Here is an 18,382-nt window from a genome sequence, read left to right on the forward strand (position 1 = left end):
TTTTTTGCTAATCTTTTTTTCAATTTTTCACCTGATTTTTCCTAATTGTTTCTAACTGTTCTTCGGTAATTAAGACCTTTCTTGGCTTACTACCCTCTGAAGGTCCAACGATACCTTTATCTTCCATTTCGTCAACCATTCGAGCGGCACGATTATAACCAATTTGGAATCTTCTTTGTAGCATTGAAACACTAGCAGACTGTTGTTTAACAATCATTTCAACTGCATCATCCCAATATTCGTCATTCGGTTTATCATCACTTGATGAACCGCCTTCGTCAACATCAGTTGGAATCATATCTTCATCATAATCAGCTGCTTGCTGACTACTTACAAAGTTAACCACATTCTCAACCTCTGATTCAGAAATATAAGCTCCCTGCAAACGAATTGGCTTACTCTTCCCAATTGGTTGGAATAACATATCACCGCGTCCTAAAAGCTTCTCAGCCCCAACAGAATCCAAAATAGTTCTTGAATCAACTCCACTGGAAACAGCAAAAGCAATACGTGATGGAATATTAGCCTTGATCAATCCCGTAATAACATCAACAGATGGACGCTGTGTAGCGATAATAATGTGCAATCCAGCCGCACGAGCCATTTGAGCTAAACGGACAATTGCCGCTTCAACTTCATGACCAGCAACCATCATTAAATCAGATAACTCATCGACTATAACGACGATATAAGGCAAACGTTCCATCTTATCTTCATCAGCAGCTGTTTTATTGAACTTATCGACATCTGCGTTGTATTCACCAATATTACGATGACTCGTTTCTGCAAACAGTTTATAACGGCGTTCCATTTCTTTAACAGCCTTCTGTAATGCACCAGCGGCTTTTCTAGCATCTGTTACAACAGGAATTAAAAGATGAGGAATCCCATTATAAACATTTAATTCAACCATTTTAGGATCAATTAGAATTAATTTAACTTCACTTGGTTTTGCTTTCATTAAGATACCAGTAATAATCGTATTGATAGCTACAGACTTTCCACTACCAGTTGAACCAGCAATTAATAAATGGGGCATCTTAGTAATATTAGCTTCAATAATGTTACCTGAAACTTCTTTTCCTAGTGGCACAACAAGTGGATGTGTCTTATCTTTCTGATTCTCAGTTATATCACGGAATGATACTGTCGAAATAGTCTGATTAGGTACTTCAATACCAACAAATGACTTACCAGGAATCGGAGCCTCAATACGAATGTCCTTAGCTGCAAGCGCTAAAGCCAAATCATCAGCCAAATTTACGATTTTACTTACCTTCACACCGACGGCAGGCTGAACTTCATATTTGGTAATAGTTGGTCCTAAACTAGCCTTTTTAACTTCAACATCTACGCCGAAACTCTTAAAGGTTTTCTTTAACTTGTCCTTATTATCGTCAATCAACTTAACTTCTGCACTCTGATCAGTCTGTGGAATTTGCTTGAGCAAGTCTGGTCCTGGTAATTTATAGTCACTATCATCAGTTTCAACTGTTTTAGAGCTGATTGGATCTGGTAAATCTTTATCCTTAGTTCCATCAATTCCATAAGGTTTTGAAACGACCTCAGCTGTACTACTAGAAGTAGAATCAGCCAAATTGGGTTTCATATCTGGTACCTTAGGCATATCAATATGAAAATCAGAGTCTTCAGCCGAAGCTTCTGGCTCTTTCTTAGCAAAACTATTAACATCCTTAAATTTACTGTCATCACGTTCAACTATGGGTTCTGGTTTAACTCGTGATGCTTTTTCTTTTTCAACAGCCCTTTGATCGACGTAATCACCATACTTACCAGTAACGGCATCCTTAATTTTGACAGCTAAATGTTTAAAGTAAACCAGTACATTAGTCGTTACAACTGAAACTTGCTTCATCGTTACATTAAATAGCATCAATATTCCAATGAAGATAATCAACGCTGTTACAAAATAAGTTCCGATAGTTGAAAACATTGGCATGAAAAAGCTATATAAGTATGAGCCAATCATACCGCCACCAACTGAATTATCGACTGATACTTGTGTCATATCAGCTGCCAACATATTCCAAGTCACTAAATTATAATTATGATATAACGACATACTGGAAAAAAATATACCATGTAAAATAATCAGTGAACCTAAATATACAAACAATAAACCAAAATTCCTCTTGGGTGTCATGATGGGAATTCTTCCCGTTGCTATAACGAACGCCGCAACAAAAATACTGATAATTAATAAGACCGGATAACTGTCTCCTACTAACATTCGATAAAGGTTATCAAACGTCTTACCGACAATTCCAAATTTAAACAAACCTAAAATTGACAATATTATCCAGACCAAACTAACTAACGATCTAATTAGCCGTGAATTGTTTGTAGTTGTTTTTCTCTTTCTAGGCTTTGAAGTTGCCTTTTTTCTTGCCATAAATACCTCACACGATTCTATAAATAATCAATTAAAATTATACCTGTTTTGATACTCAAAAAAAACAGCCCGCTTGGACTGTTTTTTATTTATCAGACTCTTTATTCTTTAAATCTTTTAATGCTTGATTAGGTTCAATTTCGATATCCTTGTTAAAGTTCAAGGAGAAACCACGATTCAGTGAAACGCTTGTTACTTGATAAGTCAATGTTTCAATATATTCAACTACTGGACGTGATAATTGTTGAACATCCTTAGCTTCCAAATCTTGAATTTCACCGTGGAAACCAATTGGTTGAACAACTTGACCAATCAAACCGGATACTTTAAATGGTGCATTTTCCGGATGAATTTCAAACGGTACGACTACTTGTAAAATTTTACCTTCATCTTCATTTAATGGCTCACCATTTTCATCTTTAAACTCCGGATGTTCAATGTTGATGTTTAACTCCGTCTTCACATCCGCACTGGGTGACTCCACATCATAATGAAATGATTGAACGTTAACTTCGCCTTTATTTACCTTCATATTAATTTACCCCTTGTATTCAAAATAGTAATGAGTTCCTTAATAACTTTTTTTTAGTCCAATTTATCATTTTCGTAATGATGACTTAATTCTAATCCCGCAAAACGTTGTTGACGAACGGCTTCATAAATTACCAAAGCAGCACTATTTGATAAATTAAGTGCTCTAATGTTGTCGCTCATTGGTATTCTTAAGCATTTTTCAGGGTTACGACGCATGAAATCTTCTGGAAGACCAGTTGTTTCTTTACCAAACAAGAAATAATGATCTTTTGAAGTATCAGAGAAATCTTGATCACTATAAACTTTATCTGAAAACTTCGTAATCAAGTATAAATACTTATCATCAGGAATGGAATCTAAAAAGTCATTCAAATTGTCATGATAAGTAATATCAACTTTATCCCAATAATCTAACCCAGCACGTTTCATATGTGCATCATCTGTACTAAATCCTAGTGGACGAATTAAATGTAACTTAGTGTTAGTACCAGCACAAGTTCTAGCAATGTTACCAGTATTAGCTGGCATTAGTGGTTCATATAAAGCAATGTGATTAGTCATTTATTTTTTCTCCTTCTTTAAACAAAAAAGCGCATACCCTCGGTGAACACCACAGCAAGGACATGCGCTAGTAAAGCCTTATGTTTACTTGCTTTTGTCAAAATCTCTTCTGAGAAAAACAAATAACCGCAAACTCATAGTGTATTATATACGACATGTACGGTCTAGACAACAGAAAAATGAATTATTTGTGATTTTCTTGAGATTTTTTTTCATTATCTGTACTTGTTTCCGGCTCTGTATCCAAATTTTCAATATCTTCATCGTCATACCAACTAGAATTACGTTTAAACCAATTGAAGAATCGTGTAAAGATAATTTTTAAAATGGCAAAGATTGGAATCCCAGCAACCATACCGACTAAGCCGTACATCCCTGCTGAAACTAGCAAGACCAAAATAGTTGTAACTGGATGCATCTGCATTTTATTACCAACAATTATTGGAGAGATTACACGTGTTTCAACTGTCTGTTCAACAACAAAGACGATTAAAACTTTTAATACCATCGATGGTGCAATAAAGGCTGCAATAACTAGTGAAGGCACTAAGGCCAAAGTGGAACCGATATAAGGAATTAAATTCAATATTCCGGCTACAATACCTAAAACTAAAGCATATCTTTGACCAATAATTAGGTAGCCGACAAAGAACATCACAGCAACCCAAAATGCCACAGTCAATTGACCAGTTATATAAGAACTTAATGACTGACTGATTTCAGAAAGCATATCACCCACTGACTTTTTAATACGATTAGGCATCACTTTAACAATCGATTCTTTAAATTTACGGTCATCTTTTAGCATAAAGAACAAAATAAATGGTGCCGTCATAATGATAACGACTACGTTAGTCAAAACACTAACAGCAGAACTAATATTATTGACTGTTTGTGGTAGAATCTGGTCCATTGATTTTTCAAAACTCTTTGTGATACTAGCATTCGTTTGTACTAAGCGTTCACGCACCATATGTAACTTGGGATCAGAAAACATATTTTGCAAACTCTTATTCAAGGAATTCCAATATTGTGGCCAATTTTTAACCAACGAATCAATCTGATCTTGAACAAATGGGATCAAGGACATAACGCCCCAAATTAATAGTGCCAAAATAATAATAAAAACAAATGTGATTGAGATGATTCGATTAACATGAAATTTGTTTTCCAGAACATTGATCAATGGATTAATCAAATAATATAATACCAAAGCCAAGATAACTGGTGGCATAGTTATTCCTAAAATCTGATTAAGTGGATCAAAAACAAATTTTATTTTTGAAAAAAGATAAATTATCAAAAATACTAAGAAAACATTAATCAAAATCACCGTCAATTGGTTATTCAAGAACCATTGGTAAAACCAACTTTTTCTTTTTTCCGGCGTTTCTTTCATAAAGTACTCCCCAAAAATTTTCTATTAAGAATATACTATATACTATACAATGTTTGGAGGTTTTTGTAATGTTTGAAAAGGTTCTCTTTAGTGGTTACACAAAAAAAGCTGGTAAAGGTGTTTATTCAGCTGAATTCAATTCCGATAATGGTGAATTATCCACACCTAAAGTCCTAGTTGAATTAAACGGTCCTACATATATTGATGTAACAAATAATTTAAAGTTGATTGCTTTAGCTAAAAAAGGCGATCGTGGTGGTATCGTCGTTTATGATATCAAGGATGACGAACCAAAATTGTTGGATGAAGATTTCTCGGAAGAAACTTCACCATCATATGTTAAATTCGATGCTAGCCGTAATTTGATTTTTAGTGCTTATTTCCATTTGAGCAAAGTTAAGATTGACCATTTAACTGAAGACGGCAAGATTGAGCACTATTCTGAGGTTAAATTTGAAGGTCATGGTCCTCGTGTTGAACAAGATCAATCTAAGCCCCACTTCAGCAGCCTTACACCAGATGGTAAACTAATTATTTGTGATTACGGTGCTGATCGTATTTACATTTACGATATATCTGATGCTAAGAATCCTAAATTGATGAATAACTATATTGCACCTGCTGGATATGCACCAAGACATTTAGTCTTCAATCCAACAAAGCCATATGTTTACGTTGCCTGTGAATTATCATCTAAGGTTTTAGTCATGGAATATAATGCTGAAACAGCTGGATTAACATTGGTTGATGAAGTTGAAGCTGCTAAAGATGAACAAAAGAACACTACTGCAGCTATCCGTATCACAAAGGACGGTAAGTTCCTTTACGCCTCAACTCGTGGAGCTGATACAATTGCTCTCTTCGGCGTTAACGAAAAAGGTGACCGTCTCAAGAAGATCAATACTACCTCATCAGATGGCAAAGGCCCTCGTGACTTTGATTTAGATCCTTCTGAAAAGTACTTGATTGCAGCCAACCAAGATTCAGATAACATCACTATCTTTAAGAGAAATATGAAAAAAGGAATTTTGACCAGTTTGGAAAATAATATTTCCATTCCTGAGTGTGTATGTGTACACTTTATTTAGTTCCAAATTTAGTCAGGAGAATAATTAATTATTATGTTCATTGAAATCATTAAAACCATTATCCTTGGTATTATCGAAGGTTTCACTGAATTCCTACCTATCAGTTCAACTGGACATTTGTATTTGGCTGATGAATTCGTTAAATTAAACGAACCCACAGCTTTTATCAACATGTTCATGGTAGTTATTCAGTTTGGGGCGATCTTAGCCGTTATCCTCATCTACTTTCACAAATTGAATCCTTTCTCACCTAAGAAAAACAATGTAGAAAAGAAACAAACGTGGAGTATTTGGTTTAAAGTTATTGTTGCTATCTTACCTTCCGTAATTATCGGACTTCCATTAAACGACTGGATGGATAAACATCTTACTAGTTGGCAAGTAATTTCAGCCACACTACTAATTTATGGTATTTTATTCATCGTCGTTGAAAATTGGCTCAAGAATAAAGATCCTCAAACAGCTGATCTGGACAGTCTTTCATACAAAACTGCCTTTCAAATTGGACTTTTCCAAGTCCTTTCACTAGTCCCTGGTACATCACGTTCCGGTGCAACTATTTTAGGTGGTATGACAGTTGGTACATCTAGATTCGTAGCTACTGAATTCTCTTTCTTCTTAGCTATTCCAACAATGTTTGGTGCTAGTCTTTTGAAAATATTTAAGTATTTCAAACATGGTAATACCTTTACTGGTGATCAAACGATAATTCTTCTTGTTGGTACTTTGGTATCATTTATCGTTGCTTATGCTTCAATCAAATTCTTACTTGATTACATTAAACGTAATGACTTCAAGGCTTTTGGTTGGTACAGAATCATCTTAGCTATTATCGTAATTGCTTACTTTGGTTCTAAAGCATTGATGGCTTAATTTCATATGCTAGTTAAATCTCGATCGATTGTATTATAATTGGTCGGGATTTTATTTTTAATAAAACAAATATAAGAGGGGTTGATTATTATTTTTAAAGAAGTTGCTGTTGAAAACTTTACTAATATTCCTACTGCTGTATTAAAAGGTGCTAATAGAATCGAGTTAAACGACAATCTTGCCGTTGGTGGTACTACTCCTAGCTTAGGGGTTCTTCAAGAAAGCACAAAATATCTACAGGAAAAATCTATTCCCGTTGTTGAAATGATTCGTCCTCGTGGTGGAAATTTTGTTTACAACGATTTAGAGATCAAAATGATGGAAGCTGACCTCTTTCAGGCTCAAAAGTTGGGTGTTGATGGAGTTGCTTTCGGTGCATTGACTACCAATGGTGATTTAGATGAAGATGCAATGGAACAATTAATTGCTGCTTCATCCGGTATGCAAATTGTTTTCCATATGGCCTTCGATGCCTTAGCTGAAGATAATAAGAAATCTGCTATTGATTGGTTAGTTGATCACGATGTTGATCGTATTCTTACTCACGGCGGCCCATTAACTACTCCTATTGATCAAACAGTGGGTAAAATCAAAGAATATGTTGATTATGCTGCGGGTAGAATTACTATCCTGCCTGGTGGTGGTGTTAATTATCAAAACTGCGACACTATTGCTGAAAAGTTAGGTGTCAAAGAAGTCCACGGTACTAAAGTTATCGATGGTATTAATAAATAGCTACTAAAAAAAGCTCAGTGTAACAATCATCCTTGATGGTCGTTATACTGAGCTTTTTTAGTAATCTTTTATAAATGGAAACTAATTCCTATATTCTACTTTTTTCAAGCCTTAACGAAATATTGCATAAATACACCAGCGATACTGAAGTAAATCAAGACACTAGTCAGATCACTTAATGTTGAAATAAATGGTCCACTGGCCACAGCAGGATCAAATCCAAAACTAGACATTAACATTGGAATTAAACTACCAGCTAAGTTAGCCACCGTTATAGCGGCACACATAGCTAAACCAATAACCATACCTAAAACAAAGTTATGTTTCCAAATACCAACTAATAGAAAGACCGACACACCAGTAACTAGTCCAGTTACAAAACCAGTAATCAATTCCTTACCTATCAGCTTTAAAAATTCGTGACGATTAATTTCTTCAACTGCTAGACGCCTAACAGCCACAGCCAAACTTTGTGTACCCGCATTACCAGCTGTACCTGTAATCGTAGAAATAAAAACCGCTAAAATACTAGCTTCAGCTAAAAGACTTTCATAATGATTAATTAAAGTAGCTGTAATCATACTCAGTAATAACAAAGTTATCAACCAAGGCAATCGTTTTGAAGCTGCCTTGAATGGACCGTCATTATTGGCCTCATCCATACTAACACCGGCCAAACCAGAATAGTCTTGTTGAGCTTCATCATCAATAACTTCAATAACATCATCAACCGTAACGATACCGACCATTTTATTTGAATGATCGACTACTGGAACAGCTAAAAACTCATAATCTCTGAAGACTTGGGCTACTTCCGCTTGCTCAGCATCTACATTCACCGTTATAACGTCACTATTCATATGATCGCCTAAAGTGGCATTATCGTCTAACATAATCAAATCACGTAACGACATTACTCCAACTAAATCATTATGATTGTCTAATATATACAGATAATAAATTGTTTCTGCAGTTTCAGCAAATTGTTTCAAGGCCTTAATAGCTACTGATGCTGTCTCTTCCTCGTGAAACTGAACATAGTCGGTAGTCATAATACCACCAGCTGTTTCTGTATCATAATGTAATAATCCTCTTAGATTATTAGCATCATTTTTAGGCATTTGCTCCAAGAAACGGTCAACATCAACTTTATCTAAATGTTCCAAAACATCGGCAGCATTATCGTCATACATGTCGTTCAACATTTTAGAAGCATAATCCAAGTCCATTTCCTTCAATAATTCAGGAATTGCTGGATTATCATCTTCAATGGTATCGAACATATCACCCATTTCATCCGGTTCCAAGATGGAATAAAGCGTAACTCGTTCTTCTTTATTTAAAGTGAGATAGAACGTACTTTGATCGTAAAAATGCATATCAAGATAGGTTTTTCGAAACCTTTTCTTGTCATCACTATCGAGGTACCGTTTTAACTGTTCAAATTTTTCTTGCAGTCTCTTTTCATTTTCATCCATTTCTCTCACCCCTTAACACACTCTTTAAGATTACCATATCCTGAGGTAAAGGCGCCTTTAAATTTAACAACTCTTTTGTTACTGGATGAACGATTTGTAGATTATAACAGTGTAACGCCTGACGATGAATTCGAGAGTCAACTTTTTGGCTGTACATGTCATCGCCAATAATGGGGTGCCCAACCGCTGATAAATGTACTCTTATTTGATGGGTTCGTCCTGTTAACAATTTAAGCTCTAACAAACTACCATTGTCGTAATTCTCCACTGTTTTATAAACAGTCTGTGACTTCTTCCCCATTTGATGATCAATTGTCCTTTTATAAAAAGCATCCGGATCGATACCTATAGGCAAGTCAATTAATCCAGTAGTTGGTTGAATATGACCATAAATCATTGCTAAATAAAACTTTTGAAAATCTTCTGTATGAAGAATTTGATCTAACAATGAATGTGCATACGACGTCTTTGCAAATACCATCAAACCTGAGGTGTCACGATCTAGACGGGTAACCAGATGAATCGTACTGTTTTCTTTTTTAGAAATTAAATATGCCTTAACTAAATTAGCCATTGTTTTACTATCACGAGCCTTAGCAGGTAAACTGGCTATCCCCGGCGGCTTGTTGACAACTAATAAATAGTTATCCTCAAAGATCACATCTACTGATCCTGTCATTGGTTTAATCAAATCAGACGGTTCCTCAGCATTAAGAACAATCAACATTTCGTCCCCATCATGTAATTGAAAATTAAAATGTCGTTGTTTATGATTGACAAAAATACGCCCACCCTTATTTTTCATATTGTGCAATTGACTAGAGGAAAACTTATGTTGCACGAGAAACTTACGGATGGTTTTTTTATCATGAGAATTGACTATAAATTTTAGGAAACGATTATTTTTTTTCATTTTGTGCTAAGAATGCTGTTTCTACTCTAGTCCAGAAGTGTCTATGACGATATTGGGCAAATTGGGCTCGTTGATAATTAAGTTTGATTGTAATCTTCTTAACATTTTTGAGCTTTGTAGTAATTCCATCACAACTAATAACGTAATCATCAGCTGTCTGCGGATAAAGATCAACTTGTTGATTGTGAGGAATAATGATTGGCGAAGAAATCGTCCGATAAACACGATTGTTAATCGACGCGATTTCAATCATTTGAAAGACACTAATTTTTGGATGAATTAAAGCACCACCAACTGATTTAGAATAAGCTGTTGAACCCGTTGGCGTTGAAAAACAGAGTCCATCCCCACGAAAACTCTCAAAGAATTCTTTATCTAAGTCAACCCGCGTCTTCATAGTTAAAGAAGACAAACGTCTGACAACAGTTTCATTGATAGCTATTCCATGAAAAAGTGAACCCTCTTTGTTTTCAACAACGATATCCAAAACAGGATAACTAGTTGAAGGGATATTATCCTGACACTCGATAATTCGTTTAGCTAATTCATCAATCTCTGTATCCGTCCAGTCAGAATAAAAGCCCAAATGACCAGTATGCAAAGCTAAAAATCTCACACTATCCAAATGTGCCGCATAGGCGTGAAAGGTACTTAGAAGTGTCCCATCGCCTCCTACACTTATAACTAGTTGTGGATTACGACGATCCAAAATTAAACCAGCATTCAACAACTTACTACGTAATTTATTTGCTGCTTGAACTGACTGTTCTTTATTATTATTATTAATCCATAATTTCATTTTTTATCCTGCTCCGTTGGGCCATTTAAATCCCGTTTTCGATCTGTAAAGTATTGCTGAGCATCTTGAATTTCTTCTCGTATCTTGGACATCTCCTCATCCAACATGAAGGAAGCTTCAGCGGCTCGTTTCAAACGCTCGTTGATCTCTTCAGGAAAATCACCTTTATATTTATAATTTAACGAATGCTCAATTGTTGACCAGAAGTTCATTGCTAAAGTTCTAATTTGGATCTCAGCAAGGATGTTTATCTGTCCATTGGAAGTTTGAATTGGATACTCAATTACTACGTGATAAGAACGATAACCACTTGGCTTACTATTAGCAATGTAGTCACGCTCTTCAATAACTCGCATATCTTCACGAATATGTAATAATTTAGCTACTTCATAAATATCTTCTACAAATTGACACTGGATTCTTATTCCCGCAATATCTTGCATATCCTGTTCCAATAATTCTTTAGAAATAAATCGGCGACGCATCTTTTCCTTAATACTATCAACCGTTTTAACACGTCCTGTCACAAATTCAATAGGAGAATGTTCATTTTTCTCAAGAAATTCTTTTCGTAGATTTCTAAATTTGATTTTTAACTCATCCACTGCCTGTGAATAAGGTATCAAAAACTCATTCCATTTGATTTCTGACATAATAACCTCGCTTTAATATAAATATATCGTAGTTTTGTAAAAGATTCATCTAAATATAAATATTACCAATCTTTGAGTTTAAAATTTTACCTTTTTTAAAAATGTTGGTAGAATGACATTGCAATAGAGATGGAGGGAAACATAATGTGGGAAGTATTTTTATATATTAATCCATTATGTTCGTATTGTTTAAAAGTGGAACAAGCAATCATTGACTTCACTAGAAAACACGATATTGATACACAATATCATTTTGTGACGAACTATAATATGGCAACAATTAACGATTATATTCAATTAAAAGGTTTCAAGATTACCGACATTAAGGAACGTACCTGTGCATCTCAAGATGTAATTGAAGCTGCAAAACTATATAAAGCAGCATCCTGTCAGGGTAACAAAAAAGCACGTAACTTTTTAATGAATCTTCAAGAACAAGTAAATATTTTGAATAATCCCTTTGATGATAACACTATCAGACGCGTAATTAACAATAGTGGGCTTGATTACAAATCCATTATGACTGACAAAGAAAGCCAGTGTGTTAGCCAAGGCCTGAAACGTGATCAACAATTATCAATGGAAATGCATATTCAAAAAGCTCCAACAGCTGTGATTTTTGATTGTGAAGATGATGAAAAACCAGGTATGATGATCAACAACTTCGGAGAATCTACTTCTCAAGAAGATATTACTAATAACATTAACATCATGCTAGAAAGAGAACTTCCACAAGATATTGCCAGTAATGTTTCTACATCTGGAACAGTTATCAGTTTAGATAGATTTAGAAAATAGTTTTACCAATAAATATAGCTACTAGATCCTTACAATGGGGTTTCTAGTAGCTATTTTTTTAACAATGGTTGCTTCAATCGCTTAGGCATTTGACCACAACGTCTTTGCCAAGCTGGATTAGCAAATATAGGAAATTCAGCTTCAAATTTATCTTCTTTGAGATACTCTTCTACAGTCATTTTGTGTACTGTATAAAAGTTTAATTTGAACTTTTGTGATACTGAATCGTTCTTTTTTCGAATTTTCTTTAACCAGCGTTTATCAGTATATATTCTCGATTTTTGAATTAATTTTGGTCGAAATATAAACAACTTACAAAATTCTGTCCTTGGAAAAATCTTTTTCCGATAAACCACTTTATTAAATGGACCGATGAATTCAATATTATAAAAAAGTGTCATTATCCCTTGATGTGAATCTAGAGTTAATAGATAAAATCGCCAGGTTTTATTATAAGAAATAAATTTTAAATGCTCACGTCCTAATTTACTTTTTAAATAATGACCGCCTAAGATCCAGATATTTCTTATTCCTGCACTACGATATCCAACAACTCTCTTAGTCAAAATACCAACATTGATCTGTGCACACTGATACTCAACCGCAAAATTTTCATTAACTAAAATATCTGGACGCTGTTTAATTTTTGACAAATAAACCTCACTTGCTAAAGATTGCAGATTCAATTTACTTAATTCACTCATTAATAATTTTTTACCTTTTTGATGAATCAGGCGCTCATTTATTTCATTATTACATTTATTTCTGTGTCGAAAATAAATTCGTGATTCTGTAATGATTAATTTCACCCTTTGTTTACAATGACAACAATAATAATTATTCCCTTTTTTTGCCTGCAGTGCATCAACTAATAATCCCGTTTCATTTAAAGCAGCATACACTTCTATCACCTCTAGATAAAATTACGTAAAAAAAAGCCAACCCCGATTGAGTTGGTTTTATTTTTTATCAAAATAATATCTAGTAAGTTCCAACGCTGTCTTGGACATAATTTCCTTACCATACTCTGATAAGACAGCTGCTGTGACCTTTGTTTTAAAGCTATACTCACTAAGTAAAGCCAAAACATCACTATAAGTCATTTCATGCATTTCATCTGTAAACAGAATCAATTGCAAGTAATATTTATTGTCATATTCCCAAAGATTTGAAATTCCACTTTCTAAGTGTAATAAATCAGCCAATTGGACATAGTCCTCAAAGTCTTTAAATTCAACAATAACCGTCTTCGTAGGTGTATCTGGGTCATTCAAATATGGTGCTGTATCACTATCATATTCCTCAGTACCCATTTTTGCCTCGTTAGTATCATCATTATTATTAACGACCGAACCTTGTAGCCCATTTAATGGCAATGAATCTGTATCTTCAGAATCATCACTCTTGCTGATTAACAGCTCCAAACCCGCTTTGTTTGGCATTATTTGGAAAGTAACTGGTTCATTATTCGTAAAGACATGATCCTTATCAACTTCATCCAAAATACTGTAAAAGAACGATTCGATTTGTTTCTTGTTACCCAACAAATCTAAAACAGTTACACCACGTTCTTGTAAATCTTCCGTACTAAGAATGACTCTGATTGTATTCTCATTAAGTCGATCCATCTCCATCATAGTCACCTCAATTCTGTATCTACATTCTAACAGTCTTATAAACTATTTCAACTATCATATACCGATAATTCGAGTCATTCAAATAATATACTAAAACTCGAAAAGCTAGTCAAAAATAACGACTTATAAGCTGTTAACCATAGTCCAATTTAAGGTGGTTGAATAATTATCGCTCTTAGCGTACGGCTCATTGTTCATATCTAAAAGGATTCCACTATCATCATCCCAGTCAATTGAACTAACTCCATCAGGAATTTCATCCTCATAAACTGTTGTTGGAGTATCTGACAGAATTTGACTACTCTTTTTCTTTTCACGATAGACCAAAGCATTTTCTAGAGTATTTTGTCCATCTGCCGTAGTTAAGGGTTCAGATAAGGACACTGTGATCTTTGATACAACCTTATCAGCCGGATAATTATTATTATTAATTGTTATAGCAAAATCTTTATTTTTCCGATGAAAAACCTGTGGTGCATTATTGATCGTACCAAAATCAATATCCGGTACTTGCATTTTTATATTAATAATTGGATGTTGCTGCCAAACATACGTAGTAATTGGATTACCTACGTTGGAAAATTGATCAACAATTTCTTGTGCTGAAAAGAGATTTCCCACTGGTTGATGGTCAGAACCTCCATTTGCATAATCAACCTTTTGCCATTTATCACTAATTGCACTATAAGATTCAGAAGTTGATGAATCATTAATTTCTTTACCTACGACAGGAGTTGGAAATTGAACTCCAGTCGTATTTGGCTGCCCTTGAAGATTTTTCATAACTGATTTAGAACCAAGCGTAATCTTCCACAGATTACTTTCTGCGCCAAAGAAATAATTCATATCAGTTGCATTAGTGGTATCCAATCCTGAGAGATCGACTGTTTCTAGACCAGAGGTACTATTCAACATTGCATAAAAATTTTTCACATTAGGAGTATTCCATTTAGAGAAATCTAATTTTTTCAAAGAAGATGCATTCCAAAACATCCCATACATTGTTATCGCACTAGTAACATTCCAGTTTTCAATGGGCAAACTCTCCAACGCACTAGAACCATAAAAGGTCGAATAAAAGCTCTTAACTTTAGACACATCCCAATTAACCAACGGTATCGTCTTAACCTTAGTATTTCTTGAAAATGTCGAATTTAAATCAGTCAGGGACGAAGTATTCCAATCCTTCAAGAAATCAAAATTCGATATCGATGTTCCTAGGAACATACGGTTCATGTTCTCAACTTTTGAGGTATCCCAATCAACAATATTTAAACCATCAAAGTCAGTAATAACCGAGCCACTGAATAATGATGTCATATCAACCACCGAACTAGTGTCAAACGTACCAATTATCTTTTGCAATTTAGTAGTTCCCATAAATACGCTGCTTAAGTCTTTCACATTGGAAGTATCATACTGTGATAAATCAATCGTTTTGAATCCTGTTCCTGAAAACATAGAACCCATATACAAAGTTTTATCAGTAACTAAAGTTTCATATCCTTTCAACGTATCTTCGTTGAGTAATTTATCATTGTTAAACATACTCTTCACATTGTTTAACTTTGGAGTACTCCAATTGGACAAATCTAATTCTGCCAAATTAGAACAATTGCCGAACATTGAGTACATTGAAGTGACATTTGAGACATTCCAATCATTTACCATCGAAAGATCACTATCGGTTACCCCTGCAAACATTGAAGACATATTTTCTACACCCGAAGTATCCCATGCTTTAATTCCTTTAACTTGTGAAACGTTACTATCACCATTAAACATTGAGGACATGTCTGTAACTTTACCTATATTCCATTTGCTTAAATCCAACTCATTAAACTTACTTCCATTAAATAAGCTTGACATATCCGTAACATTAGAAACATCCCAATCCCTGATATCATCAGGATTATTTTTAATGAAATTTACGTTCTGAAATGTTGACCTCATAGAAGTTATATTGGATGTATCCAAACCTTTTAATCCAATTATTTCACCAGGAACCCCCAGAAAAAGAAGATTTAAACTGTCAGCTTTAGAAGTATCGAACCCCGATATATTAAGATACTCTAACGAACGACAATTCATAAACATACTAGAAAAGCTATTTACTTGACTAGTATCAAAGTTCGACAAATCCAAGCTTTTTAAAGAATTATTATCGTAAAACATACTACTGAGCCAATTAACTTTGGGTGTTCTCCAAGTTTCAAGACCAATTATTTCTGTTAATGTTTTATCACCACTAAACATGTATCCCAATGTCCTAGCTGCTGATACATCTAAATTGGTTACATCAATTGTCGTAACATTTTCTAAATTTGAAAAAACTCCATTATCACCATTTGACGTAACAAAGTCACCATTTACCTTTACCCCATCTTCTACATAAACACTTTTAATTGAACTAGCGTAATTCTTCCAATTGCCCACACCGTAAGCTAATTGCCCCGCATGAACCGTTAATTTTCCTGCACTGTCAATATCCCAATTAGCTGTACCATTGACGCCGCTATACGTGATTGTCGCTGCTGTGGGTACCAAATCATCAGTTTGTGCAAGAGATTCATTGTTCATTAAATTGGCGGCATTCTGATTTAACAGTTGTTGCACATCATTTGTCGTAGCTGCTTGTATATTACTTGTCTCAAAAACGGTCATACTCAAGATTTCCAAAAGTAGTATCACCGACAATATGACAAAATTGTTTTTATTCGAAATGAATCTTCTGAATATATGCATAATGTCCACCTTGAAATCGTTTTCTTAAGGTGAATTATATCAAATGTCATGAATATACTTTTTCAATTAATATAAATATATTTGTTCTATTGTGAATAAATTCTTTAAAAGATTGTTCAAAAAGTTCTCATCAATTTTGGCGACAAAAAAAGAGCACTTCCGCTAGGAAATGCTCTGTTCATATTTTATAATCCAGCCATTAATTGAGCCTTTTGAAGTTCCATAGTTCTAACACTTCTAGGCAAGAATCTTCTGATTTCGTCCTCATTAAAGCCAACTTGAAGACGTTTATCATCCATAATAATAGGACGTTTTAACAAACCAGGGTTTGTTTGAACTAGATCTAACAATTGATCAATTGTTAAATCGTCCAAATTAACCTTAAGGTTTTGGAATGCCTTTGAACGTGTAGAAATAATTTCTTCCGTACCGTTCTCAGTCATTTGTAAAACTTGTTTAATTTCTTGCTTATTTAAAGGTTCAGAGTAAATGTTTCTTTCTTTGTAAGGAATGTCATGATCCTCGAGCCAAGCCTTGGCTTTACGACATGATGTGCAACTTGGAGATGTATAAATGGTTACCATATATAATCTCTCCTTTCCTGTGTAGTATCAAACTCTTTAAACACAATAATATTGTAACCCATTGCATTAATAAAATCTATAGTTTTTCAATAAAAAGTTACGAATATTTGTTCGAAAATCGTTTAATTGTGAAAACATGTACCCAATAAATAGCCGTTTATGTATTTTTTTCACAAATAACATAAATTCAGATTAATTTATTGTATTAGTTATTAATTATAGTACTTTCATTGAAAATAGAATCCTATCACTCTGCGATTAAACTTCGATTTCTAATCCTTGGAAGGCGTTCACGACTGGAATTTCTCCTGCATATTTTTGTGATTGACTTAACATTGTCTCAACATCAACTGTTTGAGGTAAATGACTGATCATAAGACGTTTGACGTTGGCATCTTTAGCTAAGGTACCAGCTTCTTTTGTATTTAAGTGCCATTTACGACCAGTTACGTCTTCTGGGAAATTAGTATCAGCAATTAATAAATCTGCATCTTTACTAAAGTCGACTAAACCGTCAAAATATGTGGTGTCAGCTGTATAAACGATTACCTTACCTTTACTATCGGTAATTCTCATCGCATAAGCTGGAACTGGATGAACTGTTCTGAGAAATTCGAATTTTAATGTTCCAATCTCAGTTGGTTCATAGTCGTTATAGGCGATTCCTTTAGTTGCATTAGATTCTGTCAGTTGAGCAAAGTTGACAAAATCTTGTGTATGACCATAAATAGGTAGTGGATTTTCTTTTTTAGCAGCGAGCCAATTGTACTGCAGAACACCCACATCTGCTGTATGATCATGGTGATAATGGGATAAAACAACAGCATCTAAATCAGTTGGTTGCATGTAGTTAGATAGTGAATTCAAAACACCACTACCACAATCGATCAACAAATTCTTACCGTCGTTTTGCAATAAGTATCCAGAAGTACCAATTCCTTTATAAGGATACCCTCCGTAAAAACCTAATACTGTAACTAACATAGAAACCTCCAAAAAATTTAAATTGAAAGGATTTCAATAATTATGAACATAACATTAAAGCTAGGCACATATAATTTTTTAAAGAGTCAGCAAACTTCTGCTGATACTTTATTAAAACCCTTATTTAGTATTAACGCAGACCATCTTTTAATAAAAAAGTTATCCACTTTTGCGCAATACCGTAGTAT

Annotated in this window: 17 protein-coding genes; 4 read left to right on the forward strand and 13 right to left on the reverse strand. The window is 34.3% G+C overall.

Going from position 1 to position 18,382, the window contains the following annotated elements; all coding sequences use genetic code 11:
* Positions 1 to 19: 19 nt before the first annotated feature.
* The 4 genes from FC97_RS03860 to FC97_RS03875 all read right to left on the reverse strand — a co-directional run bounded on the left by FC97_RS03860 (position 20) and on the right by FC97_RS03875 (position 4,907).
* Positions 20 to 2,413 (reverse strand): DNA translocase FtsK, encoded by a 2,394-nt coding sequence (locus FC97_RS03860; protein WP_054643078.1) that lies wholly within the window; start codon positions 2,411 to 2,413, stop codon positions 20 to 22.
* 85 nt (positions 2,414 to 2,498) lie between these two features.
* Positions 2,499 to 2,945, reverse strand: coding sequence for a DUF1149 family protein (locus FC97_RS03865; RefSeq protein ID WP_054643077.1), 447 nt, complete (start codon positions 2,943 to 2,945; stop codon positions 2,499 to 2,501).
* Positions 2,946 to 2,998: 53 nt separating this feature from the next.
* Positions 2,999 to 3,508 (reverse strand): tRNA (uridine(34)/cytosine(34)/5-carboxymethylaminomethyluridine(34)-2'-O)-methyltransferase TrmL, encoded by a 510-nt coding sequence (gene trmL / locus FC97_RS03870; RefSeq protein WP_056967829.1) that lies wholly within the window; start codon positions 3,506 to 3,508, stop codon positions 2,999 to 3,001.
* A gap of 184 nt (positions 3,509 to 3,692) precedes the next feature.
* Positions 3,693 to 4,907, reverse strand: a complete 1,215-nt coding sequence (locus tag FC97_RS03875; RefSeq protein WP_054643076.1) for an AI-2E family transporter — start codon at positions 4,905 to 4,907, stop codon at positions 3,693 to 3,695.
* A gap of 68 nt (positions 4,908 to 4,975) precedes the next feature.
* On the opposite strand from FC97_RS03875, the gene FC97_RS03880 reads away from it, so the two are divergent.
* From FC97_RS03880 to FC97_RS03890, 3 genes are all read left to right on the forward strand, one after another.
* Positions 4,976 to 5,995 carry a lactonase family protein gene (locus FC97_RS03880; protein WP_054643075.1) on the forward strand — a complete coding sequence of 340 codons (1,020 nt, stop codon included), beginning with the start codon at positions 4,976 to 4,978 and terminating at the stop codon, positions 5,993 to 5,995.
* A gap of 33 nt (positions 5,996 to 6,028) precedes the next feature.
* Positions 6,029 to 6,868 carry an undecaprenyl-diphosphate phosphatase gene (locus FC97_RS03885; RefSeq protein WP_056953907.1) on the forward strand — a complete coding sequence of 280 codons (840 nt, stop codon included), beginning with the start codon at positions 6,029 to 6,031 and terminating at the stop codon, positions 6,866 to 6,868.
* A gap of 90 nt (positions 6,869 to 6,958) precedes the next feature.
* A complete protein-coding gene (locus FC97_RS03890; RefSeq protein WP_054643131.1) occupies positions 6,959 to 7,603 on the forward strand; it encodes a copper homeostasis protein CutC in 645 nt (214 codons plus the stop codon).
* Positions 7,604 to 7,707: 104 nt separating this feature from the next.
* On the opposite strand, the gene mgtE is transcribed toward FC97_RS03890, so the two are convergent.
* Genes mgtE through yjbM form a run of 4 tightly spaced genes read right to left on the reverse strand, consistent with a single transcriptional unit; the run spans position 7,708 to position 11,446 of the window.
* Positions 7,708 to 9,081 carry a magnesium transporter gene (gene mgtE / locus FC97_RS03895; RefSeq protein WP_054643074.1) on the reverse strand — a complete coding sequence of 458 codons (1,374 nt, stop codon included), beginning with the start codon at positions 9,079 to 9,081 and terminating at the stop codon, positions 7,708 to 7,710.
* A complete protein-coding gene (locus FC97_RS03900) occupies positions 9,074 to 9,994 on the reverse strand; it encodes an RluA family pseudouridine synthase (protein ID WP_054643073.1) in 921 nt (306 codons plus the stop codon). Before FC97_RS03900 ends, mgtE begins: the two co-directional genes overlap by 8 nt.
* On the reverse strand, positions 9,981 to 10,793 hold the full coding sequence (locus FC97_RS03905) for an NAD kinase (protein ID WP_025084616.1): 813 nt from the start codon (positions 10,791 to 10,793) through the stop codon (positions 9,981 to 9,983). The genes FC97_RS03900 and FC97_RS03905 overlap by 14 nt, the downstream gene beginning before the upstream one ends.
* Complete coding sequence (yjbM, locus tag FC97_RS03910; RefSeq protein ID WP_025084617.1) at positions 10,790 to 11,446, reverse strand: GTP diphosphokinase; 657 nt, start codon at positions 11,444 to 11,446, stop codon at positions 10,790 to 10,792. The genes FC97_RS03905 and yjbM overlap by 4 nt, the downstream gene beginning before the upstream one ends.
* A gap of 144 nt (positions 11,447 to 11,590) precedes the next feature.
* On the opposite strand from yjbM, the gene FC97_RS03915 reads away from it, so the two are divergent.
* Entirely contained in the window at positions 11,591 to 12,244 is a 654-nt protein-coding gene (locus tag FC97_RS03915; RefSeq protein WP_054643072.1) for a DsbA family protein, read from the forward strand.
* Positions 12,245 to 12,294: 50 nt separating this feature from the next.
* On the opposite strand, the gene FC97_RS03920 is transcribed toward FC97_RS03915, so the two are convergent.
* From FC97_RS03920 to FC97_RS03940, 5 genes are all read right to left on the reverse strand, one after another.
* A complete protein-coding gene (locus FC97_RS03920; protein ID WP_082397543.1) occupies positions 12,295 to 13,155 on the reverse strand; it encodes a competence protein CoiA in 861 nt (286 codons plus the stop codon).
* Between the two features lie 48 nt (positions 13,156 to 13,203).
* Positions 13,204 to 13,878 carry an adaptor protein MecA gene (locus FC97_RS03925; RefSeq protein ID WP_054643070.1) on the reverse strand — a complete coding sequence of 225 codons (675 nt, stop codon included), beginning with the start codon at positions 13,876 to 13,878 and terminating at the stop codon, positions 13,204 to 13,206.
* A gap of 126 nt (positions 13,879 to 14,004) precedes the next feature.
* Complete coding sequence (locus FC97_RS03930) at positions 14,005 to 16,560, reverse strand: BspA family leucine-rich repeat surface protein (protein WP_054643069.1); 2,556 nt, start codon at positions 16,558 to 16,560, stop codon at positions 14,005 to 14,007.
* Positions 16,561 to 16,811: 251 nt separating this feature from the next.
* Positions 16,812 to 17,210 carry a transcriptional regulator SpxA gene (gene spxA / locus FC97_RS03935; RefSeq protein WP_054643068.1) on the reverse strand — a complete coding sequence of 133 codons (399 nt, stop codon included), beginning with the start codon at positions 17,208 to 17,210 and terminating at the stop codon, positions 16,812 to 16,814.
* A 258-nt stretch (positions 17,211 to 17,468) separates the two neighbouring features.
* Complete coding sequence (locus tag FC97_RS03940; protein ID WP_054643067.1) at positions 17,469 to 18,194, reverse strand: MBL fold metallo-hydrolase; 726 nt, start codon at positions 18,192 to 18,194, stop codon at positions 17,469 to 17,471.
* Positions 18,195 to 18,382: the final 188 nt, after the last annotated feature.

Origin of the sequence: Companilactobacillus kimchii DSM 13961 = JCM 10707, assembly GCF_001435445.1 — a bacterium.
In the GTDB taxonomy this organism is placed as follows: Bacteria; Bacillota; Bacilli; order Lactobacillales; family Lactobacillaceae; genus Companilactobacillus; species Companilactobacillus kimchii.